Below are 19,582 nucleotides of genomic sequence, written 5' to 3'. Positions count from 1 at the left end.
GGGGCGGACGGAGAAAGTGTGCCAGCGTGGCTGCCCATTTGGCCAGCCGGGCCACAGGCTATCGCGGCCGGGGCAGGACCGCGGAGGGTTGGTTCTCAGCGGGTGTCTGCACGTGGAACACCCGATAGCGCTCGGCTTCCACCCCGCCCCGCGAGCGCACGATCTCGCCAGCCGGCTCGGCTCCTGGCCAGAGCGACGGACCCTCCCCCCGCCGCAGGCTGCGCAACATCAGGCCGCGCTGGCCGAGCGCGGGTTCCGGCAGGGTAAAGAGATCCCAGCGGTCGCTGATTCCGATCACCGTGACGCCCGGCGGCAGGTGCAGGGCCAACTCGGCGGCCAGCCCGTATTCCTCGGCCGCGATGAAGCTGGCTCCTTCCCGGATGCGTGCTGCCTCGGCCTCCCGTGCCAGCGCATTCCAGCCGCCGAGCCGCGCAAGGGTGATATCGAGGGAGCGCGGCAGGGGCAGCGGCGCGAACCCCGCCTGCAGAAAGACGATGAGCGTCATGCCCGCGCCGATGGCGGCGCCGATCCTCTGCCAGCGCATCGCCGTGAAGGCCGCCGCCGCGATGCAGGCTGCCGGATAGAGCACCGCCGGCCAGTTCCCCTGCACCCGGCTTCCGGTCGCCTGCCAGACGAAAAGGAGCGCTGCCGGAAGTGTCAGCGCCGCGAGCAGCCCGGCCGCCGAGTCCGATCGCCGCGCCCAGGCCAGCGCTGCCAGTCCCGCGCCGCCTGCGCAGAGCACCAGCAGCACTGGCGAGGCAAGGGCCAACTGCCCGCCCACCAGCTCCCCCAGGAAGCGCAACTCCACATCGTCGCCCGCACCGGCGCGACCGCCCTGCTTGGCGAAGGAGGCCCAACCATGCCCGGCGTTCCAGGCGACCACCGGCAGGAAGACGAGCGCCGCCAGTGCCCCACCAGCAAAGAGTCGCCAATCACGCCACCAGCGGCGCGCGGCGGGGTCCACCAGCAGCCAGAGAACCAGCCCGGCGCCGAAAAGCGCCGCCGTATATTTCGAGAGCAGCGCGCATCCGGCCAGGACACCAACAGCTAGCCACCACCAGCCCCGTCCTGATGCATGCAGCCGCGCCACCGCCCAGAGGGCAAGGCACCAGAAGACGAAAAGCGGCGTGTCCGGCGTCATCAGCACCGCGCCCGCATTGGTCAGCGGCATGGCATTCAGCAGCAGCGCCGCCCAGCGGCCAGGCCGAAGCCGCGGCATCAGCGCATCCCCAGCCCCTGCCACAGCCAGCGAGGCGAAGGCCAAGCCGATAGGCCCGAGCAACCGGATACCAAAGGCACCATCCCCCGCCAGCGCCGTCCCCGCCGCGATCCACAGCGCCACCATTGGCGGATGGTCGAGATAGCCGGGCTGAAGGTTCCTCCCCCAGACCCAGTAATAGGCCTCGTCCGGCGTCAGCGGCAGCAAGGCCGCCGCGCCGAGGCGGAGCGCCGTCAGCAGCAGCAGGGCAAGGAGCCAGGGATTCGCGAGCCGCGGATTCACCGGCCGCGCCAGACCAAAGTGGAGGAGACGGCGTAGTTCCACACCACTGTCATCAGCGCCCCGGCTGCGCCCGCCAGGCCCCAGCCGGCCAGCCCTTCCCGCACCAGCAGCCCCGCAACGCCGACATTCGCCGCCGCCCCGATGCCGCAGACGACGTAGAACAGGATCAGCCCGCGCGCGAGCCGCCCGCCGCGCAACCGCATGTCGCGATAGGTGATGCGGTTGTTCAGCAGGAAGTTCACAGTCATCGCTGCGAAGGTGGCCGCCCATTGCGCGGTCACGAAATGCACGTCCGGCAGGCGGGAGGCGAGGCCAAGCACCGCCAGATGCACCAGGATGCCGATGCCACCCACGGCGGCAAAGGCAAGAAAGCGCAGAGGCAGCCAACCGCCGAGTGCCTTGTCCAGCAGCAACCCGAGGAATTCGAGCAGCACGGTGGTGTCGAGCTTCGACTCGCCCGCAAGTCGCGGCTGGAAGCGATAGGGCACCTCCGCCACGCGCAGCGGCCGCCCGGCCGAGAGCAGCACATCCAGCAGGATCTTGAAGCCGCGGGCGGAAAGCCGCGGCGCGACCGCCTCGAACAGGATCCGCGGCATCAGGAAGAAGCCGCTCATCGGGTCGCGCACCGGAGTCGACAGGAGAAGCGCGGCCATCCGGGTGCCCGCGTCGCTCACGGCCGCGCGGGCGGCGGAGAAGCCGTTCGTGGCGTCGCCGCCCTCGACATGTCGGCTGCCTACCGCCACCTCCGCCCCGCCGCGCACTGCCTCCAGCATCGCCGGCAGGATGGTTTCGTCGTGCTGCAGGTCGCCGTCGATCACGGCGACATAGGCGGCCGAGGAGGAGAGCGCGCCCTCCGTCACGGCCGAAGCCAGGCCCCTCCGCCCGATCCGCCGAAGCCCCCGCACCCGTGGATCCCGGGCCGCGATCTGCCGCACGCGGGCGGTGGTGCCGTCCGGGCTGTCATCGTCAACGAAGACGACCTCCCAAGCGATCCCCTGCAGCGCGGCATCGAGCCGCTTCACCATTGGGGCGACATTCGCCGCCTCGTTGTAGCAGGGCACGATCACCGTCAGCTCGGCGGGGAGTGCCGCGGGCAGCGCCATCGGTCGCCCGTCTGGCGGCATGGCGGTCGGTTCGGCGGGGGTGGGTTGGGCCGGCACGGCGGCGGCTTAACCCGCGCCGCCCCCGGCAGGAAGGGGGGCGAAAGGCGGCCCTCCCCTTCCACGGCCGGGAGGATCGGCGTAGCGCATCCGCTTTCCCCGGCGGAGCCATGGATGCCCGACAGTCTCCTCGCGCTGGACATGCCTTCCCTGGCCATGCTGGGCCCCGCCGTCGCCATCGTCGCCTTCTCCGCCGTCTTCCGGGGCTTTACCGGTTTCGGATTCGCGGTAATCGCCGTGCCCCTGCTCAGCCTCGCCCTACCCCCCTTGCTGGCGGTGGCTGTTTCGGCGGGATTGCAACTTCTCGGCGGGCTCATGGATGTGCGAAGCGTGGCGCCGCACTGCCACTGGAGCTCGGTGCGCTGGCTGGCGGCGGGTGCGCTGCTTGCCTCCCCGCTCGGCACACTCCTGCTTGCCTGGCTGCCGCCCGACATCGCGCGGCTGGTCCTGGCCGCGGCCTGCGGCGTGGCCGTGGCAGCCCTGGCCGCCGGGGTGGGCTTCCGTGGCCTGCCCGGCCGCGCGGCGACAGTGGCGACCGGCGCGCTCGCCGGCCTCTTCAACGGGCTTGCGGCCATGCCGGGCCCGCCGGCCCTCGCTTATTACCTGGCCACGCCACTTTCGACCGTGCAGGTGCGGGCCTCGCTGATGGTCTTCTTCCTCTTCGCCTCCACCCTTTCCTTCACCAGCCTCGTCCTCATCGGCGCAGTGGGCGGGCGGGAGCTGCTGCTGGTGCTCGCCGGAATGCCGCTGATGCTCGGCGGCTCCCGGATCGGCGCCGCCCTGTTCCGCCGCGCCGGCGGCGCGCATCGTGGAATATCCCTCGCCACGCTTGCCGTCGTCGCGGTGGTCACGGCGGCGCGTGGGCTGTCGGGGCTGTTCGGCGGGCCATGAACGCCGTTCCACCCCCATACCGGCACCTCATCCGCCGTCTCGGCGTGATCCGCGGGTGGGTGCGCGGAACCGAGCCGGGGCTGGTCGCCCTGGCAACGCTCATCGGGGTGTTGGCCGGCCTGCTCGCCGCGGCGATGAGCGGTGTGGCCCTGGCGATGCACATGGCGCTCTTCGGGAACGAACTGGGCTACGGGCTGAGCGCCATCCGGAATGTCGATCCCCTCCGGGTCCTCCTGCTCCCGGCCGCGGGCGGCCTCCTGCTCGGCCTCGTCAACTTCGCCCTCGCACGCTGGCACCGGCGAACCCCGGTTGACCCGATCGAGGCGAATGCCCTGCATGGCGGGCGCATGGCGCTGCAGGATGGGGCGGTGGTGGCCGGGCAGAACCTCATCTCAAACGGCTTCGGCGCTTCGGTCGGGCTGGAGGCAGGCTACACCCAGGTCGCCGGCGGGGTGGCCTCGCGGATCGGGATCCTGTTCGGCCTCCGGCGGGGTGACCTGCGGGTGCTGGTGGGTTGCGGCGCGGCCGGCGCCATCGCGGCCGCCTTCGACGCGCCGCTGACCGGCGCCTTCTATGCCTTTGAGCTGGTGATTGGCACCTATGCCATCGCCAGCCTGGCGCCGGTGGTCGCGAGCGCAGTCGCCGCCACGCTGGTCGCCCGCGCGTTGCATGGGCAGACCTATCTGGTGGAACCGGGCGGCGTCGCGCCACCGGATTTTCAGGGCTACGTGCTGGCGCTTCTGCTCAGCCTGCTCTGCGCCCTGGCGGCCATCGCCCTCATGCGGGGCGTCGGCACCATCGAGGCCGGGATCAAGCGGCTCATGCCCTGGTCCTGCCTGCGCCCGGCCCTCGGGGGACTGGCGGTCGGCCTCCTGGCGATGCAATCGGCCGGCGTGCTCTCAGCCGGACATGGCGCGCTCCATCTCGCCTTCAACACCGAGGGCGCGGCGCAGGCGGCACTGCTGCTCCTGCTGCTGAAGGCGGTGGCCTCGGCCATCTCGCTCGCAGCCGGGTTCCGCGGCGGGCTGTTCTTCGCCTCGCTGCTGCTCGGCGCCCTGTTGGGCAAGGTCTTTGCGGCCAGCCTGGGGATGCTGGGAATGGGGTTGGTGGATCCCCTCTTCCTCGCCGTGGTGGGCATGAGCGCCTTCGGCACCGCGGTCATCGGCGCGCCGCTGGCCATGACCTTCCTGGCGCTGGAGAGCACGGGCAGCTTTCAAGTGGCGAGCGCCGTGCTCGCGGCGGTCGCCATCTCCGGCATGACGGTGCGGCGCCTCTTTGGCTACTCCTTCGCCACCTGGCGCTTCCATCTGCGCGGCGAAGCCATCCGTTCGGCCCATGACGTGGGCTGGCTGCGGGAGCTCACCGTCGGCCGGCTCATGCGCCGCGACGTCCGCACGGTGCGGGCCGACACGTCGCTCAACGTCTTCCGCCGCGACTTCCCGCTCGGCTCCACGGAGCGGGTGATCGTCCTCGACGAGTCCGGGCGCTATGCGGGAATGGTGATCGTGCCCGAGGCGCATGCCGCTGGGCCGGAGGTGGAGGCGATCGCGGCACTGCTGCGCCATCCGGACGGCGCGCTGCTTCCCGCCATGAACGCCAAGGAAGCCATGGCGGCCTTCGACATGGCTGAGACGGAAGCGCTCGCCGTGATCGACAACGCAGAAGGCCGGAGGGTCATCGGAATGTTGACGGCCAGCCATGTCCTGCGGCGCTATGGCGAGGAACTGGACAAGCGGCGCCAGGAGGAGGTCGGCCTCGCCTGAGGCGGACCGCTCCTTCGGTCTCAGGGCTCCCGTTCCCGGGGCACGGCGCTTGCTCCCGGCCGTTCCTATCCGCCGCCGCACCTCGCGGCCGCGCCCGTGGAGGACGATCCGACGTGAGCACCACACGATTCCTCGTTGCCGGCCTGATGGTCATGGGACTGCTGGCCTCGAAGCCCTTGGGCGCACAGCCGGCGCCGTCCGCCGGCAAGGTGCTGCGGATCGCCATGACGGCCTCCGACGTGCCGACCACAAGCGGCATGCCGAACAACGGCTACGAAGGGCTGCGCTTCCTCGGCTATCCGGTCTTCGAGAGCCTCGCCCTCTGGGATCTTTCGCGCGCCGATGTTCTGGCGGAACTCCGCCCTGGCCTTGCCGAGCGCTGGGAGCAGGACCCGTCCGATGCGAAGAAGTGGCGCTTCCACCTCCGCCAGGGCGTCCGCTTTCATGACGGCACAACTTTCGACGCCGATGCCGTAATCTGGAACCTGGACCGCTTCTTCCGCGACGGCGCGCCGCAGGCGGAGCCGGCGGGTGCCGCCATCGTGCGCGGCCGCGTCTCGGGCGTCGCAAGCTACCGCAAGATCGACGACCGGACGGTCGAGATCGAGACGGCGCGCCCGATTTCCTACTTCCCCTATCTCACGGTCTACATCCTTTTCGCCTCGCCCAAGTCCTTTGAGGAAGGCGGGCGCGACTGGGGGCGGGTCGCCGCGAGTGGCGCGGCGGGCACCGGCCCCTTCCGCATCACACGCTTCACGCCGCGCCAAAGCGTCGAGCTTTCCCGCAACGACAACTACTGGGACACGGCACGCCGCGCCAAGGTGGACCGGGTGCTGCTGCTGCCGATCCCGGAGGCGAACACGCGCCTTGCTGCGCTGCGCTCGGGCCAGGTGGACTGGATCGAGGTGCCGCCCCCCGATGGTGTGCAGCCGCTGCGCCAGGCGGGCTTCAACATCGTGACAAACTCCTACCCGCATGTCTGGCCCTGGGTCTTCGCCGCCGGCAAGGCTGGCAGCCCAGTGGCGGATGTGCGCGTGCGGCAGGCACTGAACTACTGCATCGACCGTGACGGGCTCGTGGCCTTGCTTAATGGCACGGCGGAACCCTCGGTCGGCTTCTACAACAAGTCCAACCCGCTTTTCGGCCGTCCGCAGAACGCCTATCGGCTGGATCCCGCGCGCGGCAAGGCACTGCTCGCCGAAGCCGGCTACGGCCCGCAGCGCCCACTGCGGCTGACGGTGGGCATCTCCACCTCCGGTTCCGGCCAGATGCTGCCGCAGCCGATGAACGAGGCGCTGCAGGAATCCCTGCGCGAGCATTGCGGCGTGCAGGTGGAGTTCCGCGTTGTCGAATGGAACACTCTGCTAGGCGGGCTCCGCGCCTCGCCGGATCAGCCCGGCTGGCTCGGCGCCGATGCGCTGAACATCTCGCTCGTCTCCTCGGATCCGTCGCAGATGGCGCGCTGGTTCCTTGGCGCGAATGTCTCGCCACGCGGGTCCAATTCGGGCCACTGGGTCGACCCGGCCTTCGATGCTGCCTTCACGGAGGTGGAGACGGCCACCGATCCGCAGGCGGTGAGCGCGGCCGTCACCCGCGCGCATGAACGCCTGGTGGATGGCGCCCCCTGGCTCTACGTCGTGCATGACCTCAACCCACGCGCGATGAGCCGCCGCGTGCGCGGCTTCGTCTCGGCCCAGTCCTGGTTCCAGGACCTGACGACGGTGGACCTCCAGTGAGCGCCCTGCACGACCTCAGCCTTGCCAAGCTTTCGCGGCGCATCGCCTCGCGCGCCCTGTCGCCGGTTGATCTGTTGGAATCCTGCATCGCGCGGATCAAGGCGCTGGATGGCGGGCTGAACAGCGTGCTCCTCCTGCTGGAGGAACGCGCGATGGCCGAGGCGCGGGCGGCCGAGGCGGAGATCGCCGCCGGCAATTACCGCGGGCCGCTGCATGGCATCCCGATCGGGCTGAAGGACATCTATGAGACGGCCGGCATCCGCACCACGGCGCATTCGGCCGTGCTGCGGGACCATGTGCCGGCCGAGGACGCGACCACTGTGCGCCTCCTACGCGAGGCGGGGGCAGTGATCCCGGCGAAGCTCGCCACCTGGGAATTCGCCATTGGAGGTACCTCCTTCGACCTCCCCTGGCCTCCGGCGCGCAATCCCTGGGACCGAAGACTCGATCCCACCGGCTCCTCCTCCGGCTCCGCGGTTGCAGTGGCGGCCGGGATGCTGCCGGGCGCCATGGGCTCCGATACCGGAGGCTCCATCCGAAATCCCGCATCCTGGTGCGGCATTGCAGGGCACAAGCCGACCTATGGGCTGGTTAGCCGCAAAGGGGTGCTGCCGCTTTCCTGGTCGCTCGACCACGCGGGGCCGATGGCTTGGACCGCCGAGGACTGCGCCCTGATGATGGGTGTCCTGGCTGGTCATGACCCCGAGGATCCGGCCAGCGCCCAGGTGCCCGTCCCCGATTTCGCGGGGGCCATCGCGGAGGGCCGGCGGCACGGCCTCTCCGGCCTTCGCATCGGCGTGGTGCGGCACTTCTTCGAGCGGGACGTGCCATGCACGCCCCCGGTGCTGGCCGCCATGGAGGACTCGATCCTGGCCATGCGCGAGCTGGGTGCGGAGCTGCGCGACGTGACCCTACCCGCCTATGGAGACTATGCCGCACCGGGCAACATCATTGCCCGGGCGGAATCCTGGGCAGTCCACGACGCATGGCTCACCGAGGATGCGTCGCGCTACGGCTCTTATGGCCGCCGCCGCCTTGCTTCCGGCGCCTTCATCACGGCCAGCGACTACCTGCACGCGCAGCGCCGCCGTGCCGTGCTGATTGCACGCACGCTGGAGGCGATGGAGGGGCTGGACGCCATCGTCTTCCCCACTGCCCGAGGTACGGCCGAGCCCATGGGTGTGGACACGGTCGGCCCGAACGGGCCGCCCGCCTTCTTCGCGCGCGTTTTCAACCTGGCGGGCGGGCCTGCCCTCTCGGTCTGCAACGGCTTCTCGCCCGAGGGCTTGCCTGTCGGGCTGCAAATCGCTGGGCGGCCCTTCGCGGACCATCTGGTGCTGCGCATCGGGGATGCGGTGGAGCGGGCGCTCGGCACCCGCATGCGCCGCCCGGTGCTCGAGGAGGTGACGGCATGAGTGGGAAGCCGCCAATTGATCGCACTGCCATTGAACAACGGCTCCGCAGCCGTGGCCTGCGGATGCCCGACGAAGATCTCGAGCCCTTCGCCGAACTTGTGGCGATGCTCGATGCGGCAGCCGAGGCGGTGCGGGCGCCACTGCCGGTCGCGGCCGAGCCAGCGAATGTGCTGATGCTGCCGCGGACGAGCTAGGAGCAGTGGCAGGGCGAGTGAGGGACCACCACTCGATGGCCCCTCACGGGCGCTCAATGACGGTCGAGCGTCGTATCCCGGCCCTTGCGCATGAACAGCGGCGCGAGCCCGGCCAGGCCGAGGAGCCCGATCCAACCCCAGTTCCCGCGGCCCTCGTCGCGTGTGGCAGGCGCCGTCGTTCCGGTTGTTCCTGTTCCGGTACCCGTGCCCGTCTGGGCCATGACAGGTGTTGCCGCGACAGCTGTGAGAAGCGCTGCCGCACAAAGTGTGCTTCGCATGTTGTCCATTCCTGTTGCTTCCCGGTTTGCCCGGGCTCCGCTCCAAACGTGGCTGGGCTGCGGATGTTGCGGTGTTGCCGGTACACCTGTGACATCCAGGGCTATGGTGTTGCTGAAGTGCAGCGTCGCGAAGAGCCATCCGGGGGCCAGCAGAAGCACTACCCGCGGCGCCGGGCGCGAACGTCCTGCGAACCTGCGCCTATTTCGGCCCAGAGGCGCGTGCACTCCGCGCCCATCGCGAGCATTCGGGACGAGTAGAAGATCGGGCCCAGAAGCATCAGCCCGGCAAAGGCCGCGACCATACCCTCCCAGGAGCCGCAGGACGCGTGGCGGGGACCAGCAAGTTCGGAACTTTGCCTGAAATGCAGTCTGCCATCCGCATCACGCAGGGCCAGCACCGGCTGCTCGGACGTGGCCAGGTACTCCTGCCGAAGCCCGTCCAGCACAGCTGCCGCCGGGCTGGACTGGTGGGCACCGAAGCCGATGACGACAATCCTGCCCATCCCACCACCCCTTTTCCAGCCCGGCCGTCGCAGGCACTTGTTCCAAGGTGGAAACGTGGGCGGTCGATAGGAGGTTCCCTTTTCAGGAGGGCTCTTCGCTCCTGTGCCTTCAAGGCCACTCGGCACGATGCCGCACCCGCCGCGGGCCTCTGGAAAGACTGGGGCGGATCGCGAGGCGTGGATGACAAGGTCTGAATGCCTGCCGCCGGCAAGAATGGCCGGGCGGCAGTGCCCGGGTTACCGGTCGCCGCCATAAAGTCCGGAAATTATGGCTAGTAACTATAGGGGGTGGTGGTGCGCCCGGTGGGGCTCGAACCCACGACCCCAAGATTAAAAGTCTCGTGCTCTACCGACTGAGCTACAGGCGCGCGCCACCCGACCTATGGGAAGCGCGCGCCCCTGCTGTCAAGCCGGGTTCAGGCTTGGCTGGCCGGACGCATCTTCACGATGCGGTCCGGGTTCTGGACCACGCCGCTGCTGCCGGCGCCGCGCTTGATCTTGTCCACCAGGTCCATGCCGCCCGTCACCCGCCCCCAGATCGTGTACTGGCCGTCCAGGCTCGGATAGGGGCCGAACATGATGAAGAACTGGCTGTTCGCGCTGTTCGGGCTCTGGGTACGCGCCATGCCGCAGACGCCGCGCAGGAAGCGGGCCTTGGCCGGCGGGGAGAACTCGGCGGGCAGGTCTGGCAGCTGGCTGCCGCCCGTGCCGGTGCCGGTCGGGTCGCCACCCTGGGCCATGAAGCCCTCGATCACCCGGTGGAAGGGGGTGTTGTCGTAGAAGCCCTGGGAGGAGAGCGCCTTGATGCGCTCCACATGCTTTGGCGCAAGGTCGGGGCGCAGCTCGATGGTCACCCGCCCGTCCTTCAGGTCCAGGTAGAGGGTGTTCTCGGGATTGGCCTGGGCCTCAGCCTCGTTGGTGGTGGCGTCGCTCATCATGACTCCCGTGGCGGTCGCGATCGATGTGGAGAGAAGGGTCCGGCGCCGCATGGCGGATGACTCCCGGTTCTTGGCACACGATTCGCGTCCCGGCCCGCGTGGCCCGGGACGATCGCGTGCCGGTGGCGACTGCCCGCTGGCCGATTCAGACCTTGGGGCGGACGCGGGCGAGCGTGCGCTCGAGCGTCAATTGAGGCACGAAGCTGGAAATGTCTCCCCCCAGCTGCGCGATCTCCTTCACGAAGCGCGAAGAAATGAACTGGTTCCTCTCGCTCGCCATGAGGAAGACGGTCTCAACGCCCGAGTCCAGGCGGCGGTTCATGCCCGCCATCTGGATCTCGTAGTCGAAGTCCGACACCGCCCGCAGGCCGCGGACGATCATCCCGGCCTTGTGCTGCCGCGCCAGCGTCACCAGCAGCCCCTCGAAAGGCGCCACCTCGATCACGGCGCCGGTCTCGGCGGCAATTGCATCCGTTTCCGCACGGACCAGCTCGACCCGCTCCTCGATCGGGAAGATCGGGCCCTTTCCGGCATTGGTGGCAACGCCGATCACCAACCGATCCAGTAGGCGAGCCGCCCGCTGGATCACGTCCAGATGCCCGTTCGTCACCGGGTCGAAGGTACCCGGATAAACCCCGATCCGCTCAGGCATCGATGGCGCTTCCGTCATCAACGACGGGGAAGCAGGAGGTCACCCGCTCGTCCTGGTCCAGCCGGAACAGAGTCACGCCCGTGGCCTGGCGGCCCATGATGCGCACCTGATCGGCTGGAAGCCGTATCAGGCGACCACCATCGGTCACCAGCATCACGTCGTCGCCCGGCCGCACCGGGAAGGTGGCGACCACCGCCCGGCCCTTGCGGCCGCCGAGCCCGATGCTCGCGATCCCCTGCCCGCCCCGGCCGCTGCGGCGGTACTCGTAGGCCGAGCTACGCTTGCCGAAGCCGGCATCGGTGACGACGAGCAGGATTTCCTCGGCCCGCTCCATCTCCTCCGCACGCTCCGCGCTCAGCGCCACCTCCTCGGCGGCTTCCTCGCCGTCCTCGGCGGCTGGCGCTTCAGATGTCTCGTCGCCGTTCTCGCCCCCATTCTCGCTCTGGGTGCGGCGCTTCGCGGCAGCGAGCTTCATATAGGCTGCGCGCTCGCCCGGCGTGGCCGGGACATTGCGCAGGACAGAGAGCGCGATCACCGCATCGCCCTTGCCCACCAGCCTAATGCCGCGCACGCCAGTGGAGTCGCGGCCCGCGAAGACGCGCAGCACCCCCTCTTCTGCCGTGAAGCGGATGGCGCGGCCGAGTCGGGTCGCCAGCAGGATGTCGTCGCCCTCGCGGCAGGTCTGCACACCCACCAGGCTGTCGCCCTCGTCCAGCTTCATGGCGATGAGGCCGGCGGCGCGGACATTGCGGAAGTCGGACAGCTTGTTGCGCCGGACATTGCCGCATTCCGTCGCGAAGACGAGATGCAGGTTCTCCCACAGGCTCTCGTCCTGCGGCAGCGGCAGCACGGCCGTGACCGTCTCGCCATCCTGCAGCTGCAGCAGCTGCCGCAGCGAGCGCCCGCGCGCCGTCGGCCCGGCTTCCGGCAGGCGCCACACCTTCTCGCGGAAGGCGATGCCGCGGCTGGTGAAGAACAGCACGTGCTGATGCGTATGCGCGTTGAAGCTGCGGATGACGACATCGTCCTCCCGCGTACCCGCCGCGCTGCGGCCGCGCCCGCCGCGGTTCTGGGCGCGGAAGGTCTCCAGCGGAGTGCGCTTCACATAGCCATCGCGGGTCAGCGTCACGACCATCAGGCCCGGCTCGATCAGGCTTTCGTCGTCCTGGTCGGCCACATTGTCCAGGATGTCGGTCAGGCGCTTGGTCGCGATCTGCGCGCGCACCTCCGCCAGCTCCTGCGCCATCAGCTCCAACCGGCGCGGGCGGGAGGACAGGATCTCAAGCAGCTCGCGGATGCTGGCCGCGATCTCGTCCAGCTCCTGCTGGATCTTCTCGCGTTCAAGCCCGGTCAGGCGGCGAAGCGTCAGCTCCAGGATGCCGCGGGCCTGCGCTTCGGTCAGGCGCACCTTGTCGTCGGCCACGATGTTGCCGGCGTCATCCACCAGCGCCAGCAGGGTGCCAATGTCGCCCGCGGGCCATTCCGTCGCCATCAGCGCCTCGCGCGCTGTGGCGGCGTCGGGGCTGGCGCGGATGATGCGGATCACCTCATCGATATTCGCAACTGCCAGGGCCAAACCGATCAGGATGTGCCCGCGGTCGCGCGCCTTGTTCAACCGGAAGCGGCTGCGGCGGCTGATCACCTCCTCGCGGAAGCGGATGAAGACCTGCAGGGCGTCGCGCAGCCCCATCTGGCGGGGCGTACCGTCATCCAGCGCGAGGAAGTTCACCGGGAAGGATGTCTGCAGGTTCGTGAAGCGGTAGAGCTGGTTCAGCACCACCTCCGCCGTCGCGTCCTTCTTGATCTCGATGACGATCCGCATGCCGTCGCGGTCGCTCTCGTCCCGCAGGTCGGAGATGCCCTCCACCTGCTTGGCGCGCGCCAGCTCGGCGATGCGCTCAATCAGCGTCGCCTTGTTCACCTGATAGGGCACTTCGGAGACGATAATGGCCGAGCGGCCACCACGGATATCCTCGATCTCGCAGCGCGCACGCACCGGGATGGAGCCACGCCCGGTCTCGAAGGCCGAGCGGATGCCGGCGCGTCCAAGGATCAGCCCGCCCGTCGGGAAGTCAGGCCCCGGCATGATCTCCATCAGCCGTTCCAGCGACACCTCGGGATCGGCGATCATCGCCAGCGTCGCGTCGATCACCTCACCCGGGTTGTGCGGGGGGATGTTCGTGGCCATGCCGACGGCGATGCCGTTCGAGCCGTTGACGAGCAGGTTCGGATAAGCCGCCGGCAGGACGCGCGGCTCTTCCGCGCTCTCGTCGTAATTCGGCTGGAAATCGACCGTGTCCTCGTCGATCCCGGCAAGCAGCGCCGTGGCCGACTTCGCCAGCCGCGCCTCGGTGTAGCGCATCGCCGCGGCGGGATCGCCGTCCATGCTGCCGAAGTTGCCCTGGCCGTCGATCAGCGGCACGCGCATGGAGAAGGGCTGCGCCATGCGAACCATGGCGTCGTAGATCGCGCTGTCGCCGTGGGGGTGATACTTACCCATCACGTCGCCGACCACGCGGGCCGACTTCTTGTAGGGCTTGTCGGCCGTGAACCCGTTCTCGTTCATCGCGAAGAGGATGCGGCGATGCACGGGCTTCAGCCCGTCCCGCGCATCCGGCAGCGCGCGCGCCACGATCACGCTCATCGCGTAATCGAGGTAGGAGCGCTGCATCTCCGCTTCGATGGTGACCGGCCTGGTCTCGTCCGGCGACCGCTCGTCGGGAGGGCCGCCGCTTTCCGTCTCGCTCACTTAATTCTTATCCAGATAAATCAGAACGGAATGTCGTCATCGAGGTCGGCCTTGGGCGCATCCCAGCCACCCCCGCCACCAGCGCCGCCGCGCGGCTTGCTGGCACCGCCACCGGCGGAGGGCCGGTTGCCGCCGCCATAGCCGCCGCCGGAGGATCCGCCGCGCTCGCCGCCATAGCCACCGCCGGCCTCGTCGCCGCCACCACCCTGGCTGCGGCCGCCGATCAGCGCGATCTCACCGCGGAACTGCCGCAGCACGATTTCGGTGGTGTATTTCTCCACCCCCTGCTGGTCGGTCCACTTCCGGGTCTCAAGCTGGCCTTCCAGATAGACCTGGTTGCCCTTCTTCAGGTAGCGCTCGGCGATCTCGCCCAGCTTCTCGTTGAAGATGGCCACCGAGTGCCACTCGGTGCGCTCCTGCTGGTTGCCTTCGCGGTCCTTGTAGCGCTCGCTGGTGGCGACCCGCAGGTTCACCACCTTTCCGCCGTTCTGGAAGTTCCGCACTTCCGGGTCGCGCCCCAGCGTGCCGAGGATGATCACCTTGTTGACGCCGGCCATGCCACCCACATCCTTGTCCGGACCGGGGCTCTCCCCGGCCGAAACCTATCCATAACATATTTGGCGGCGCCGCGTGCCGGGGCCGCGAATCGCCGTGCCCCGCGAGGGAAACCATCGCGGGCCGGGGAAGCTACCCCCCGGGGAGCGGCGAGGCCACCCCCCGGGGGGAAGGGTCAGGGCGCCCCCCGGCGACCCCTTCCCGACATCACCATATGGTGGCACAACCTCGTGAACACAATGCGAACAAAGGTCGGATTGCCCCGTGCCTGACAGCCTGACCGATACCAGTGCCAAGCCCCTCCCCGGCAAGCGGCTCGCCAATCGGGGCAGCCTCGAGATCGGCACGGGCGGCCATATCCGCATCCGGGGCGCCCGGCAGCACAATCTGAAGAATGTCGATCTCGACATTCCGAAGGGCACGCTGACCGTCATCACCGGCCTGTCCGGCTCCGGCAAGTCGTCCCTCGCCTTCGACACCATCTATGCCGAGGGCCAGCGCCGCTATGTCGAGAGCCTGTCGGCCTATGCCCGGCAGTTCTTGGAGCTGCAGCAGAAGCCGGATGTGGACAGCATCGAAGGCCTCTCCCCGGCCATTTCGATCGAGCAGAAGACCACCTCCCACAACCCCCGCTCCACCGTCGGCACGGTCACCGAGATTGCCGACTACATGCGCCTCCTCTGGGCGCGGGTGGGCGTGCCCTATTCGCCGGCCACCGGCCTGCCGATCGAGGCCCAGACCGTCTCCCAGATGGTTGACCGGGTCATGGCCCTGCCCGAAGGCAGCCGCCTCCTGATTCTGGCCCCCATCGCCCGCGGCAAGAAGGGCGAGTGGAAGAAGGAAATCGCGGAGCTCCAGCGCCGGGGCTTCGAGCGGGTGAAGGTAAACGGTACCCTCTATCGGATTGAGGAGGTGCCCGCCCTCGACAAGAAGAAGAAGCACGACATCGAGGCGGTGGTGGACCGCGTGGTGGTCCGTGAGGGCGCCGCCCAGCGCCTGGCCGATAGCTTTGAGACGGCCCTCGGCCTCTCGGACGGCGTCGTCTACCTGGAAGGTGCCGACAACGGGGAGCGGACGGTCTTCTCCTCCCGCTTCGCCTGCCCCGTCTCCGGCTTCACCATCGAGGAGATCGAGCCCCGGCTCTTCTCCTTCAACTCGCCCCAGGGCGCCTGCCCTGAATGCGACGGGCTCGGCACCGAAACCTTCTTCGACGCCGCTCTCGTGGTGCCGGATGACGAGAAGCCCCTCGGCGATGGCGCCATTGCCCCCTGGACCGGCGCGTCCTCCCCCTATTACGACCAGACCCTCGAGAGCCTGGCCCGCCACTACAAGGTCTCGATCAAGACCCGCTGGGCAGATCTGTCCAAACCCGTCCGAGAGGCCATCCTCCACGGCTCCGGGGAGGTCGTGACGCTCCGCTACAAGGACGGGCTGCGCGCCTATGAGGTGAAGAAGCCCTTCGAGGGGGTGATCCCAAACCTCCAGCGCCGGCTGCGCGAGACGGACAATCCCTGGGTCCGCGAGGACCTGATGCGCTACCAGTCCGATCGTCCCTGCCATGTCTGCGCCGGCGCCCGCCTCAAGCCCGAGGCCTTGGCCGTGAAGGTGGCCGGCCTCAACATCGCCGAATCCTCCAGCCTCTCCATCCGCAAGGCCATGGAGTGGTTCTCGGGCGTCTTCGATCAGCTTACTCCGCAGCGGCAGGAAATTGCCCGCCGCATCCTGCGGGAGATCAACGACCGCCTGCGCTTCCTCGTGGATGTGGGGCTGGACTACCTCTCCCTCGCCCGTGGCAGCGCCAGCCTTTCCGGCGGCGAGAGCCAGCGCATCCGTCTCGCCTCCCAGATCGGCAGCGGCCTGACGGGCGTGCTCTATGTGCTGGACGAACCCTCGATTGGCCTGCACCAGCGCGACAACGAGCGCCTGCTGGGCACGCTTCGCCGCCTGCGGGACATCGGCAATACCGTCATCGTCGTCGAGCATGACGAAGATGCCATCCGCGCCGCTGATTATCTCGTGGATATCGGCCCCGCCGCCGGCGCCGGGGGCGGCCGCATCATCGCCCATGGCACGCCGGAGGAGGTCGCCGCCCATCCGGACAGCATCACCGGCGCCTATATGTCCGGCCGCCGCTCCATCCCGGTGCCGGAGAAGCGGCGCGAGCCGGATCCGAAGCGCATGCTCCGGGTGGTGGGTGCCACCGGCAACAACCTGAAATCGGTCACGGCCTCCCTGCCGCTTGGCACCTTCACCTGCGTGACGGGTGTCTCCGGCGGCGGCAAGTCCACCTTGGTGATCGAGACCCTCTACAAGGCCGCCGCCCGCCGCCTGATGGGCGCCGGCACGGTGCCCGGCCCGCATGAGCGGCTCGAAGGGCTGGAGCATCTCGACAAGATCATCGACATCGACCAGTCGCCGATCGGCCGCACCCCGCGCTCCAACCCCGCGACCTATACGGGGCTGTTCGCCCCGATCCGCGATTGGTTCGCCGAGCTGCCGGACAGCCGGGCGCGTGGCTACAAGGCTGGCCGCTTCTCCTTCAACGTAAAGGGCGGCCGCTGCGAGGCCTGTCAGGGCGACGGCCTCATCAAGATCGAGATGCACTTCCTGCCGGACGTCTACGTCACCTGCGACACCTGCAAGGGCAAGCGCTACAACCGCGAGACGCTGGAGGTGAAGTTCCGGGGCAAGTCCATCTCCGACGTGCTGGAGATGACGGTCGACGAAGGGCTGGAGTTCTTCTCCGCCGTGCCCTCCATCCGCGAGAAGCTGAAGGTCCTGACCGAGGTTGGCCTCGGCTACATCCATCTCGGCCAGCAGGCCACCACCCTCTCGGGCGGCGAGGCGCAGCGCATCAAGCTCTCCAAGGAGCTGGCCCGCCGCGCCACCGGCCGCACCCTCTATATCCTCGACGAGCCGACCACCGGCCTGCATTTCGAAGATGTGCGCAAGCTGCTGGAGGTGCTGCATGCCCTGGTCGCCCAGGGCAATACGGTGGTGGTGATCGAGCACAACCTCGAGGTCATCAAGACCGCCGACTGGCTGCTCGACATGGGCCCTGAGGGCGGCGACGGTGGCGGGCGCATCGTCGCGGAGGGCACGCCGGAACAGGTGGCCGCCAGCGCGGAGAGCCATACCGGGCGCTTCCTGGCACCGCTCCTGGCCGGTCGCCCTGTTGCGGCGCCGGCTCCGGCGAAGCGCCGCAAGCGGGCCTGAGGAGGGCGGGCCCGGGGCGGGTGGTCAGACCTGCCCGCGCCAGCCGGCCCAGGCCACCGCCGCCCGGTCCCCAACCCCGCGCTGCCACTGGGGGGCACCTGGCTGCCAGTCGTTTCGCAGGACGCGCTGCAGGTCCCTCCTGGCGAGGACCGCAGGCAGGGCCGCGGCCACAGCGGGCTTCGGCAGCGCCGCCAGCTTCCGTCTCCCGGCTTCCAGGAGGGACAGGCCCTGGCGCGCCAGTTCGCGCCCGGCCTCTGCCGCATTGCCTCCCTGCGGCAGCGGGTCCCGCCCTTGCGCTGCCAGGACGGTAAGGCTCCGGAGGGTTCCCGCCACGCCATAGGCGGTCCCGATCTGCCGCAACCCTTCCATCGCCCCCTCGGGCGCGCCCAGCACCCGGCCCGTCTCCGCCGCCATCGTACCGGCGGTGCCGCGCAGCCGAGCCAGCAGGGCCGGGGTATCCTCCCCTGTCTCCTCGGCTTCCCGGGCCTCGATCATCGCGAGCAAAGCAGCCGGATCGAGACGCCCCGCCTGGATCTCGGCGGCCAGCGGCTCCGCCACCTCATGCCGCCGGGCCTGTGCGCCCGTGCTGGCCTCCTCCACGGCATCCCGCCACCATTGCAGCCGGATCAGCACCATCATCGGCTCCCGACGCGCCGCCTCCCGCGCGCGCGCCAGCTCATTGTTGAAGGCAATGAGGGTGAACACCGTCTCGCGGGCACCGGGTGGCGCGAACAAGGCACAGAGGAAGCGGTCCGGGTCGTGCCGCCGGGCCAGTTCGGCCACGGGGGAAAGGGCGGGCTTGGCGTCCATGTCCGCCCCTTGGACCGCCCCGCCCGGGCTGGCAAGCACCCACTCTCGCGCCGGAGTGACGCCCGCTGCCCTTGGCCCGGGCCGCTACAAGCGCGACATTGCGGCCCGAATCACCTGCCAAGGAGACGCCTCATGGCCTTCAGCCTTCCCCCCCTGCCCTATGATGCCGGAGCCCTCGCCGCCCGCGGCATGCAGCAGGAGACGCTGGAGCTGCACCACGGCAAGCACCACCAGGCCTATGTCACGGCGCTGAACGGCCTGATCGAGAGCAAGGGGCTCCAGGGCAAGACGCTGGAGCAGATCGTCACCGAGGCCGGCAAGGCCGGGGCCGATGGCCTGCCCGTGCTGAACCAAGCCGGCCAGCACTGGAACCACCTGCTCTTTTGGCAGGTGATGTCGCCGAATGGCGGCGGCGAGAAGATCCCGGGCGCGCTCGCCTCCAAGATCGACAGCGATCTCGGTGGGCTCCAGAAGTTCAAGGACGACTTCAAGGCCGCAGGCGTCGGCCAGTTCGGCTCCGGATGGGCCTGGCTGGTCCAGGATTCCTCCGGGAAGCTGAAGATCACCAAGACCCCGAATGGCTCCAACCCGCTCGCCACCGGAGAGGGCACGCCCATCCTCGGCGTCGACGTGTGGGAGCACTCCTACTACCTGGACTTCCGCAACCGCCGCCCGGACTACCTGACCAACTTCCTGGAGAAGCTGGTGAACTGGGAGTTCGTGGCCTCCCTGCTCGACAAGGGCATGACCTCCGGCCAGTCCGCCTGAATCAGCCGGCCTGAACGAGAAAGGGCCGCCCTCGCGGCGGCCCCTTCAAGCATGAAGGGCGCCGCGGGTTCTCCCACGGCGCCCTTCGCATGTTCGGCAGCTGGCGATCAGCTCTTGGCGGCCGCGTCGTTCGCGGCGGTCGGGCGGATCACGCTGGCAATCGTTCCGCGCACGACAGTCACGCGCACATTCGGGGCGATCTCAGCCTCGATCTCGTCGGAACCTTCCTTCACCTTGGTGATGCTGGCCACCAGACCCCCGGCGGTGACCACGCGGTCGCCGCGCTTCAGCTGCATGAGCATCTCGCGATGCTCCTTCGCCTTCCGCTGCTGCGGGCGGATCAGGATGAAATAGAACACGACGAAAATGAGGATGAGCGGGGCGAACTGCATAATCATGCCGGTCGCGCCGCCGGCGGCTGCGTCCTGGGCGTAGGCCGGGGAGATGAACATG

Annotated in this window: 17 protein-coding genes and 1 tRNA gene; 7 read left to right on the top strand and 11 right to left on the bottom strand. The window is 69.1% G+C overall.

Going from position 1 to position 19,582, the window contains the following annotated elements:
* Positions 1-58 precede the first annotated feature (58 nt).
* Both GSE44_RS21060 and GSE44_RS21055 read right to left on the bottom strand, forming a co-directional pair.
* Complete coding sequence (locus GSE44_RS21060) at positions 59-1,543, bottom strand: glycosyltransferase family 39 protein (RefSeq protein ID WP_235925017.1); 1,485 nt, start codon at positions 1,541-1,543, stop codon at positions 59-61.
* Positions 1,498-2,604 (bottom strand): glycosyltransferase, encoded by a 1,107-nt coding sequence (locus tag GSE44_RS21055; RefSeq protein WP_159350798.1) that lies wholly within the window; start codon positions 2,602-2,604, stop codon positions 1,498-1,500. The genes GSE44_RS21060 and GSE44_RS21055 overlap by 46 nt, the downstream gene beginning before the upstream one ends.
* 171 nt (positions 2,605-2,775) lie before the next feature.
* On the opposite strand from GSE44_RS21055, the gene GSE44_RS21050 reads away from it, so the two are divergent.
* From GSE44_RS21050 to GSE44_RS21030, 5 genes are all read left to right on the top strand, one after another.
* Positions 2,776-3,552 (top strand): sulfite exporter TauE/SafE family protein, encoded by a 777-nt coding sequence (locus GSE44_RS21050; protein ID WP_159350797.1) that lies wholly within the window; start codon positions 2,776-2,778, stop codon positions 3,550-3,552.
* Positions 3,549-5,315, top strand: a complete 1,767-nt coding sequence (locus GSE44_RS21045; RefSeq protein WP_159350796.1) for a chloride channel protein — start codon at positions 3,549-3,551, stop codon at positions 5,313-5,315. The genes GSE44_RS21050 and GSE44_RS21045 overlap by 4 nt, the downstream gene beginning before the upstream one ends.
* 113 nt (positions 5,316-5,428) lie before the next feature.
* Complete coding sequence (locus GSE44_RS21040) at positions 5,429-7,051, top strand: ABC transporter substrate-binding protein (RefSeq protein ID WP_201306164.1); 1,623 nt, start codon at positions 5,429-5,431, stop codon at positions 7,049-7,051.
* The gene (locus GSE44_RS21035) at positions 7,048-8,466 is read left to right on the top strand and encodes an amidase (protein ID WP_159350795.1); all 1,419 of its coding nucleotides are present in this window, start codon (positions 7,048-7,050) and stop codon (positions 8,464-8,466) included. Before GSE44_RS21040 ends, GSE44_RS21035 begins: the two co-directional genes overlap by 4 nt.
* Positions 8,463-8,660 (top strand): hypothetical protein, encoded by a 198-nt coding sequence (locus tag GSE44_RS21030; protein WP_159350794.1) that lies wholly within the window; start codon positions 8,463-8,465, stop codon positions 8,658-8,660. Before GSE44_RS21035 ends, GSE44_RS21030 begins: the two co-directional genes overlap by 4 nt.
* 53 nt (positions 8,661-8,713) lie before the next feature.
* Here the strand turns inward: GSE44_RS21030 and GSE44_RS21025 are convergent, their stop codons facing one another.
* From GSE44_RS21025 to ssb, 7 genes are all read right to left on the bottom strand, one after another.
* Positions 8,714-8,938 (bottom strand): WGxxGxxG family protein, encoded by a 225-nt coding sequence (locus tag GSE44_RS21025; RefSeq protein WP_159350793.1) that lies wholly within the window; start codon positions 8,936-8,938, stop codon positions 8,714-8,716.
* A 158-nt stretch (positions 8,939-9,096) separates the two neighbouring features.
* On the bottom strand, positions 9,097-9,441 hold the full coding sequence (locus GSE44_RS21020; RefSeq protein ID WP_159350792.1) for a hypothetical protein: 345 nt from the start codon (positions 9,439-9,441) through the stop codon (positions 9,097-9,099).
* Between the two features lie 292 nt (positions 9,442-9,733).
* Positions 9,734-9,809, bottom strand: a tRNA-Lys gene (locus GSE44_RS21015).
* 48 nt (positions 9,810-9,857) lie between these two features.
* Positions 9,858-10,376 (bottom strand): peptidylprolyl isomerase, encoded by a 519-nt coding sequence (locus tag GSE44_RS21010; RefSeq protein ID WP_235925015.1) that lies wholly within the window; start codon positions 10,374-10,376, stop codon positions 9,858-9,860.
* A 148-nt stretch (positions 10,377-10,524) separates the two neighbouring features.
* The gene (gene coaD / locus GSE44_RS21005) at positions 10,525-11,031 is read right to left on the bottom strand and encodes a pantetheine-phosphate adenylyltransferase (protein WP_159350790.1); all 507 of its coding nucleotides are present in this window, start codon (positions 11,029-11,031) and stop codon (positions 10,525-10,527) included.
* Entirely contained in the window at positions 11,024-13,780 is a 2,757-nt protein-coding gene (gyrA, locus tag GSE44_RS21000; protein ID WP_268893678.1) for a DNA gyrase subunit A, read from the bottom strand. Before gyrA ends, coaD begins: the two co-directional genes overlap by 8 nt.
* A 20-nt stretch (positions 13,781-13,800) precedes the next feature.
* Entirely contained in the window at positions 13,801-14,337 is a 537-nt protein-coding gene (gene ssb / locus GSE44_RS20995; RefSeq protein ID WP_159350789.1) for a single-stranded DNA-binding protein, read from the bottom strand.
* A 337-nt stretch (positions 14,338-14,674) separates the two neighbouring features.
* Here ssb and uvrA point away from each other — a divergent pair, with 337 nt between their 5' ends.
* Positions 14,675-17,551, top strand: coding sequence for an excinuclease ABC subunit UvrA (gene uvrA / locus GSE44_RS20990; RefSeq protein ID WP_159350812.1), 2,877 nt, complete (start codon positions 14,675-14,677; stop codon positions 17,549-17,551).
* A gap of 24 nt (positions 17,552-17,575) precedes the next feature.
* On the opposite strand, the gene GSE44_RS20985 is transcribed toward uvrA, so the two are convergent.
* Positions 17,576-18,361: a squalene/phytoene synthase family protein gene (locus GSE44_RS20985; RefSeq protein ID WP_159350788.1), complete on the bottom strand. Its 786-nt coding sequence runs from the start codon at positions 18,359-18,361 to the stop codon at positions 17,576-17,578.
* Positions 18,362-18,493: 132 nt separating this feature from the next.
* Between GSE44_RS20985 and GSE44_RS20980 the strand changes: the two genes are divergently transcribed.
* On the top strand, positions 18,494-19,129 hold the full coding sequence (locus GSE44_RS20980) for a superoxide dismutase (RefSeq protein WP_159350787.1): 636 nt from the start codon (positions 18,494-18,496) through the stop codon (positions 19,127-19,129).
* A gap of 107 nt (positions 19,130-19,236) precedes the next feature.
* Here GSE44_RS20980 and yajC read toward each other — a convergent pair whose 3' ends face one another.
* The gene (gene yajC / locus GSE44_RS20975) at positions 19,237-19,581 is read right to left on the bottom strand and encodes a preprotein translocase subunit YajC (RefSeq protein ID WP_159350786.1); all 345 of its coding nucleotides are present in this window, start codon (positions 19,579-19,581) and stop codon (positions 19,237-19,239) included.
* Position 19,582: the final 1 nt, after the last annotated feature.

The sequence above is a fragment of the Muricoccus harenae genome (assembly GCF_009848505.1).
GTDB lineage: Bacteria > Pseudomonadota > Alphaproteobacteria > Acetobacterales > Acetobacteraceae > Roseomonas > Roseomonas harenae.
The sequence above is the reverse complement of the archived record's forward strand: the minus strand, read 5'-3'. Positions and strand labels throughout refer to the sequence as shown.

Excerpts from the sequence above, each read along its gene's own strand:
- GSE44_RS21055 (WP_159350798.1), bottom strand. The coding sequence starts at position 2,604 with ATGGCGCTGCCCGCGGCACTCCCCGCCGAGCTGACGGTGATCGTGCCC.
- GSE44_RS21050 (WP_159350797.1), top strand. The coding sequence starts at position 2,776 with ATGCCCGACAGTCTCCTCGCGCTGGACATGCCTTCCCTGGCCATGCTG.
- GSE44_RS21045 (WP_159350796.1), top strand. The coding sequence starts at position 3,549 with ATGAACGCCGTTCCACCCCCATACCGGCACCTCATCCGCCGTCTCGGC.
- GSE44_RS21030 (WP_159350794.1), top strand. The coding sequence starts at position 8,463 with ATGAGTGGGAAGCCGCCAATTGATCGCACTGCCATTGAACAACGGCTC.
- GSE44_RS21025 (WP_159350793.1), bottom strand. The coding sequence starts at position 8,938 with ATGCGAAGCACACTTTGTGCGGCAGCGCTTCTCACAGCTGTCGCGGCA.
- GSE44_RS21020 (WP_159350792.1), bottom strand. The coding sequence starts at position 9,441 with ATGGGCAGGATTGTCGTCATCGGCTTCGGTGCCCACCAGTCCAGCCCG.
- GSE44_RS21010 (WP_235925015.1), bottom strand. The coding sequence starts at position 10,376 with ATGAGCGACGCCACCACCAACGAGGCTGAGGCCCAGGCCAATCCCGAG.
- coaD (WP_159350790.1), bottom strand. The coding sequence starts at position 11,031 with ATGCCTGAGCGGATCGGGGTTTATCCGGGTACCTTCGACCCGGTGACG.
- ssb (WP_159350789.1), bottom strand. The coding sequence starts at position 14,337 with ATGGCCGGCGTCAACAAGGTGATCATCCTCGGCACGCTGGGGCGCGAC.
- GSE44_RS20985 (WP_159350788.1), bottom strand. The coding sequence starts at position 18,361 with ATGGACGCCAAGCCCGCCCTTTCCCCCGTGGCCGAACTGGCCCGGCGG.
- GSE44_RS20980 (WP_159350787.1), top strand. The coding sequence starts at position 18,494 with ATGGCCTTCAGCCTTCCCCCCCTGCCCTATGATGCCGGAGCCCTCGCC.
- yajC (WP_159350786.1), bottom strand. The coding sequence starts at position 19,581 with ATGTTCATCTCCCCGGCCTACGCCCAGGACGCAGCCGCCGGCGGCGCG.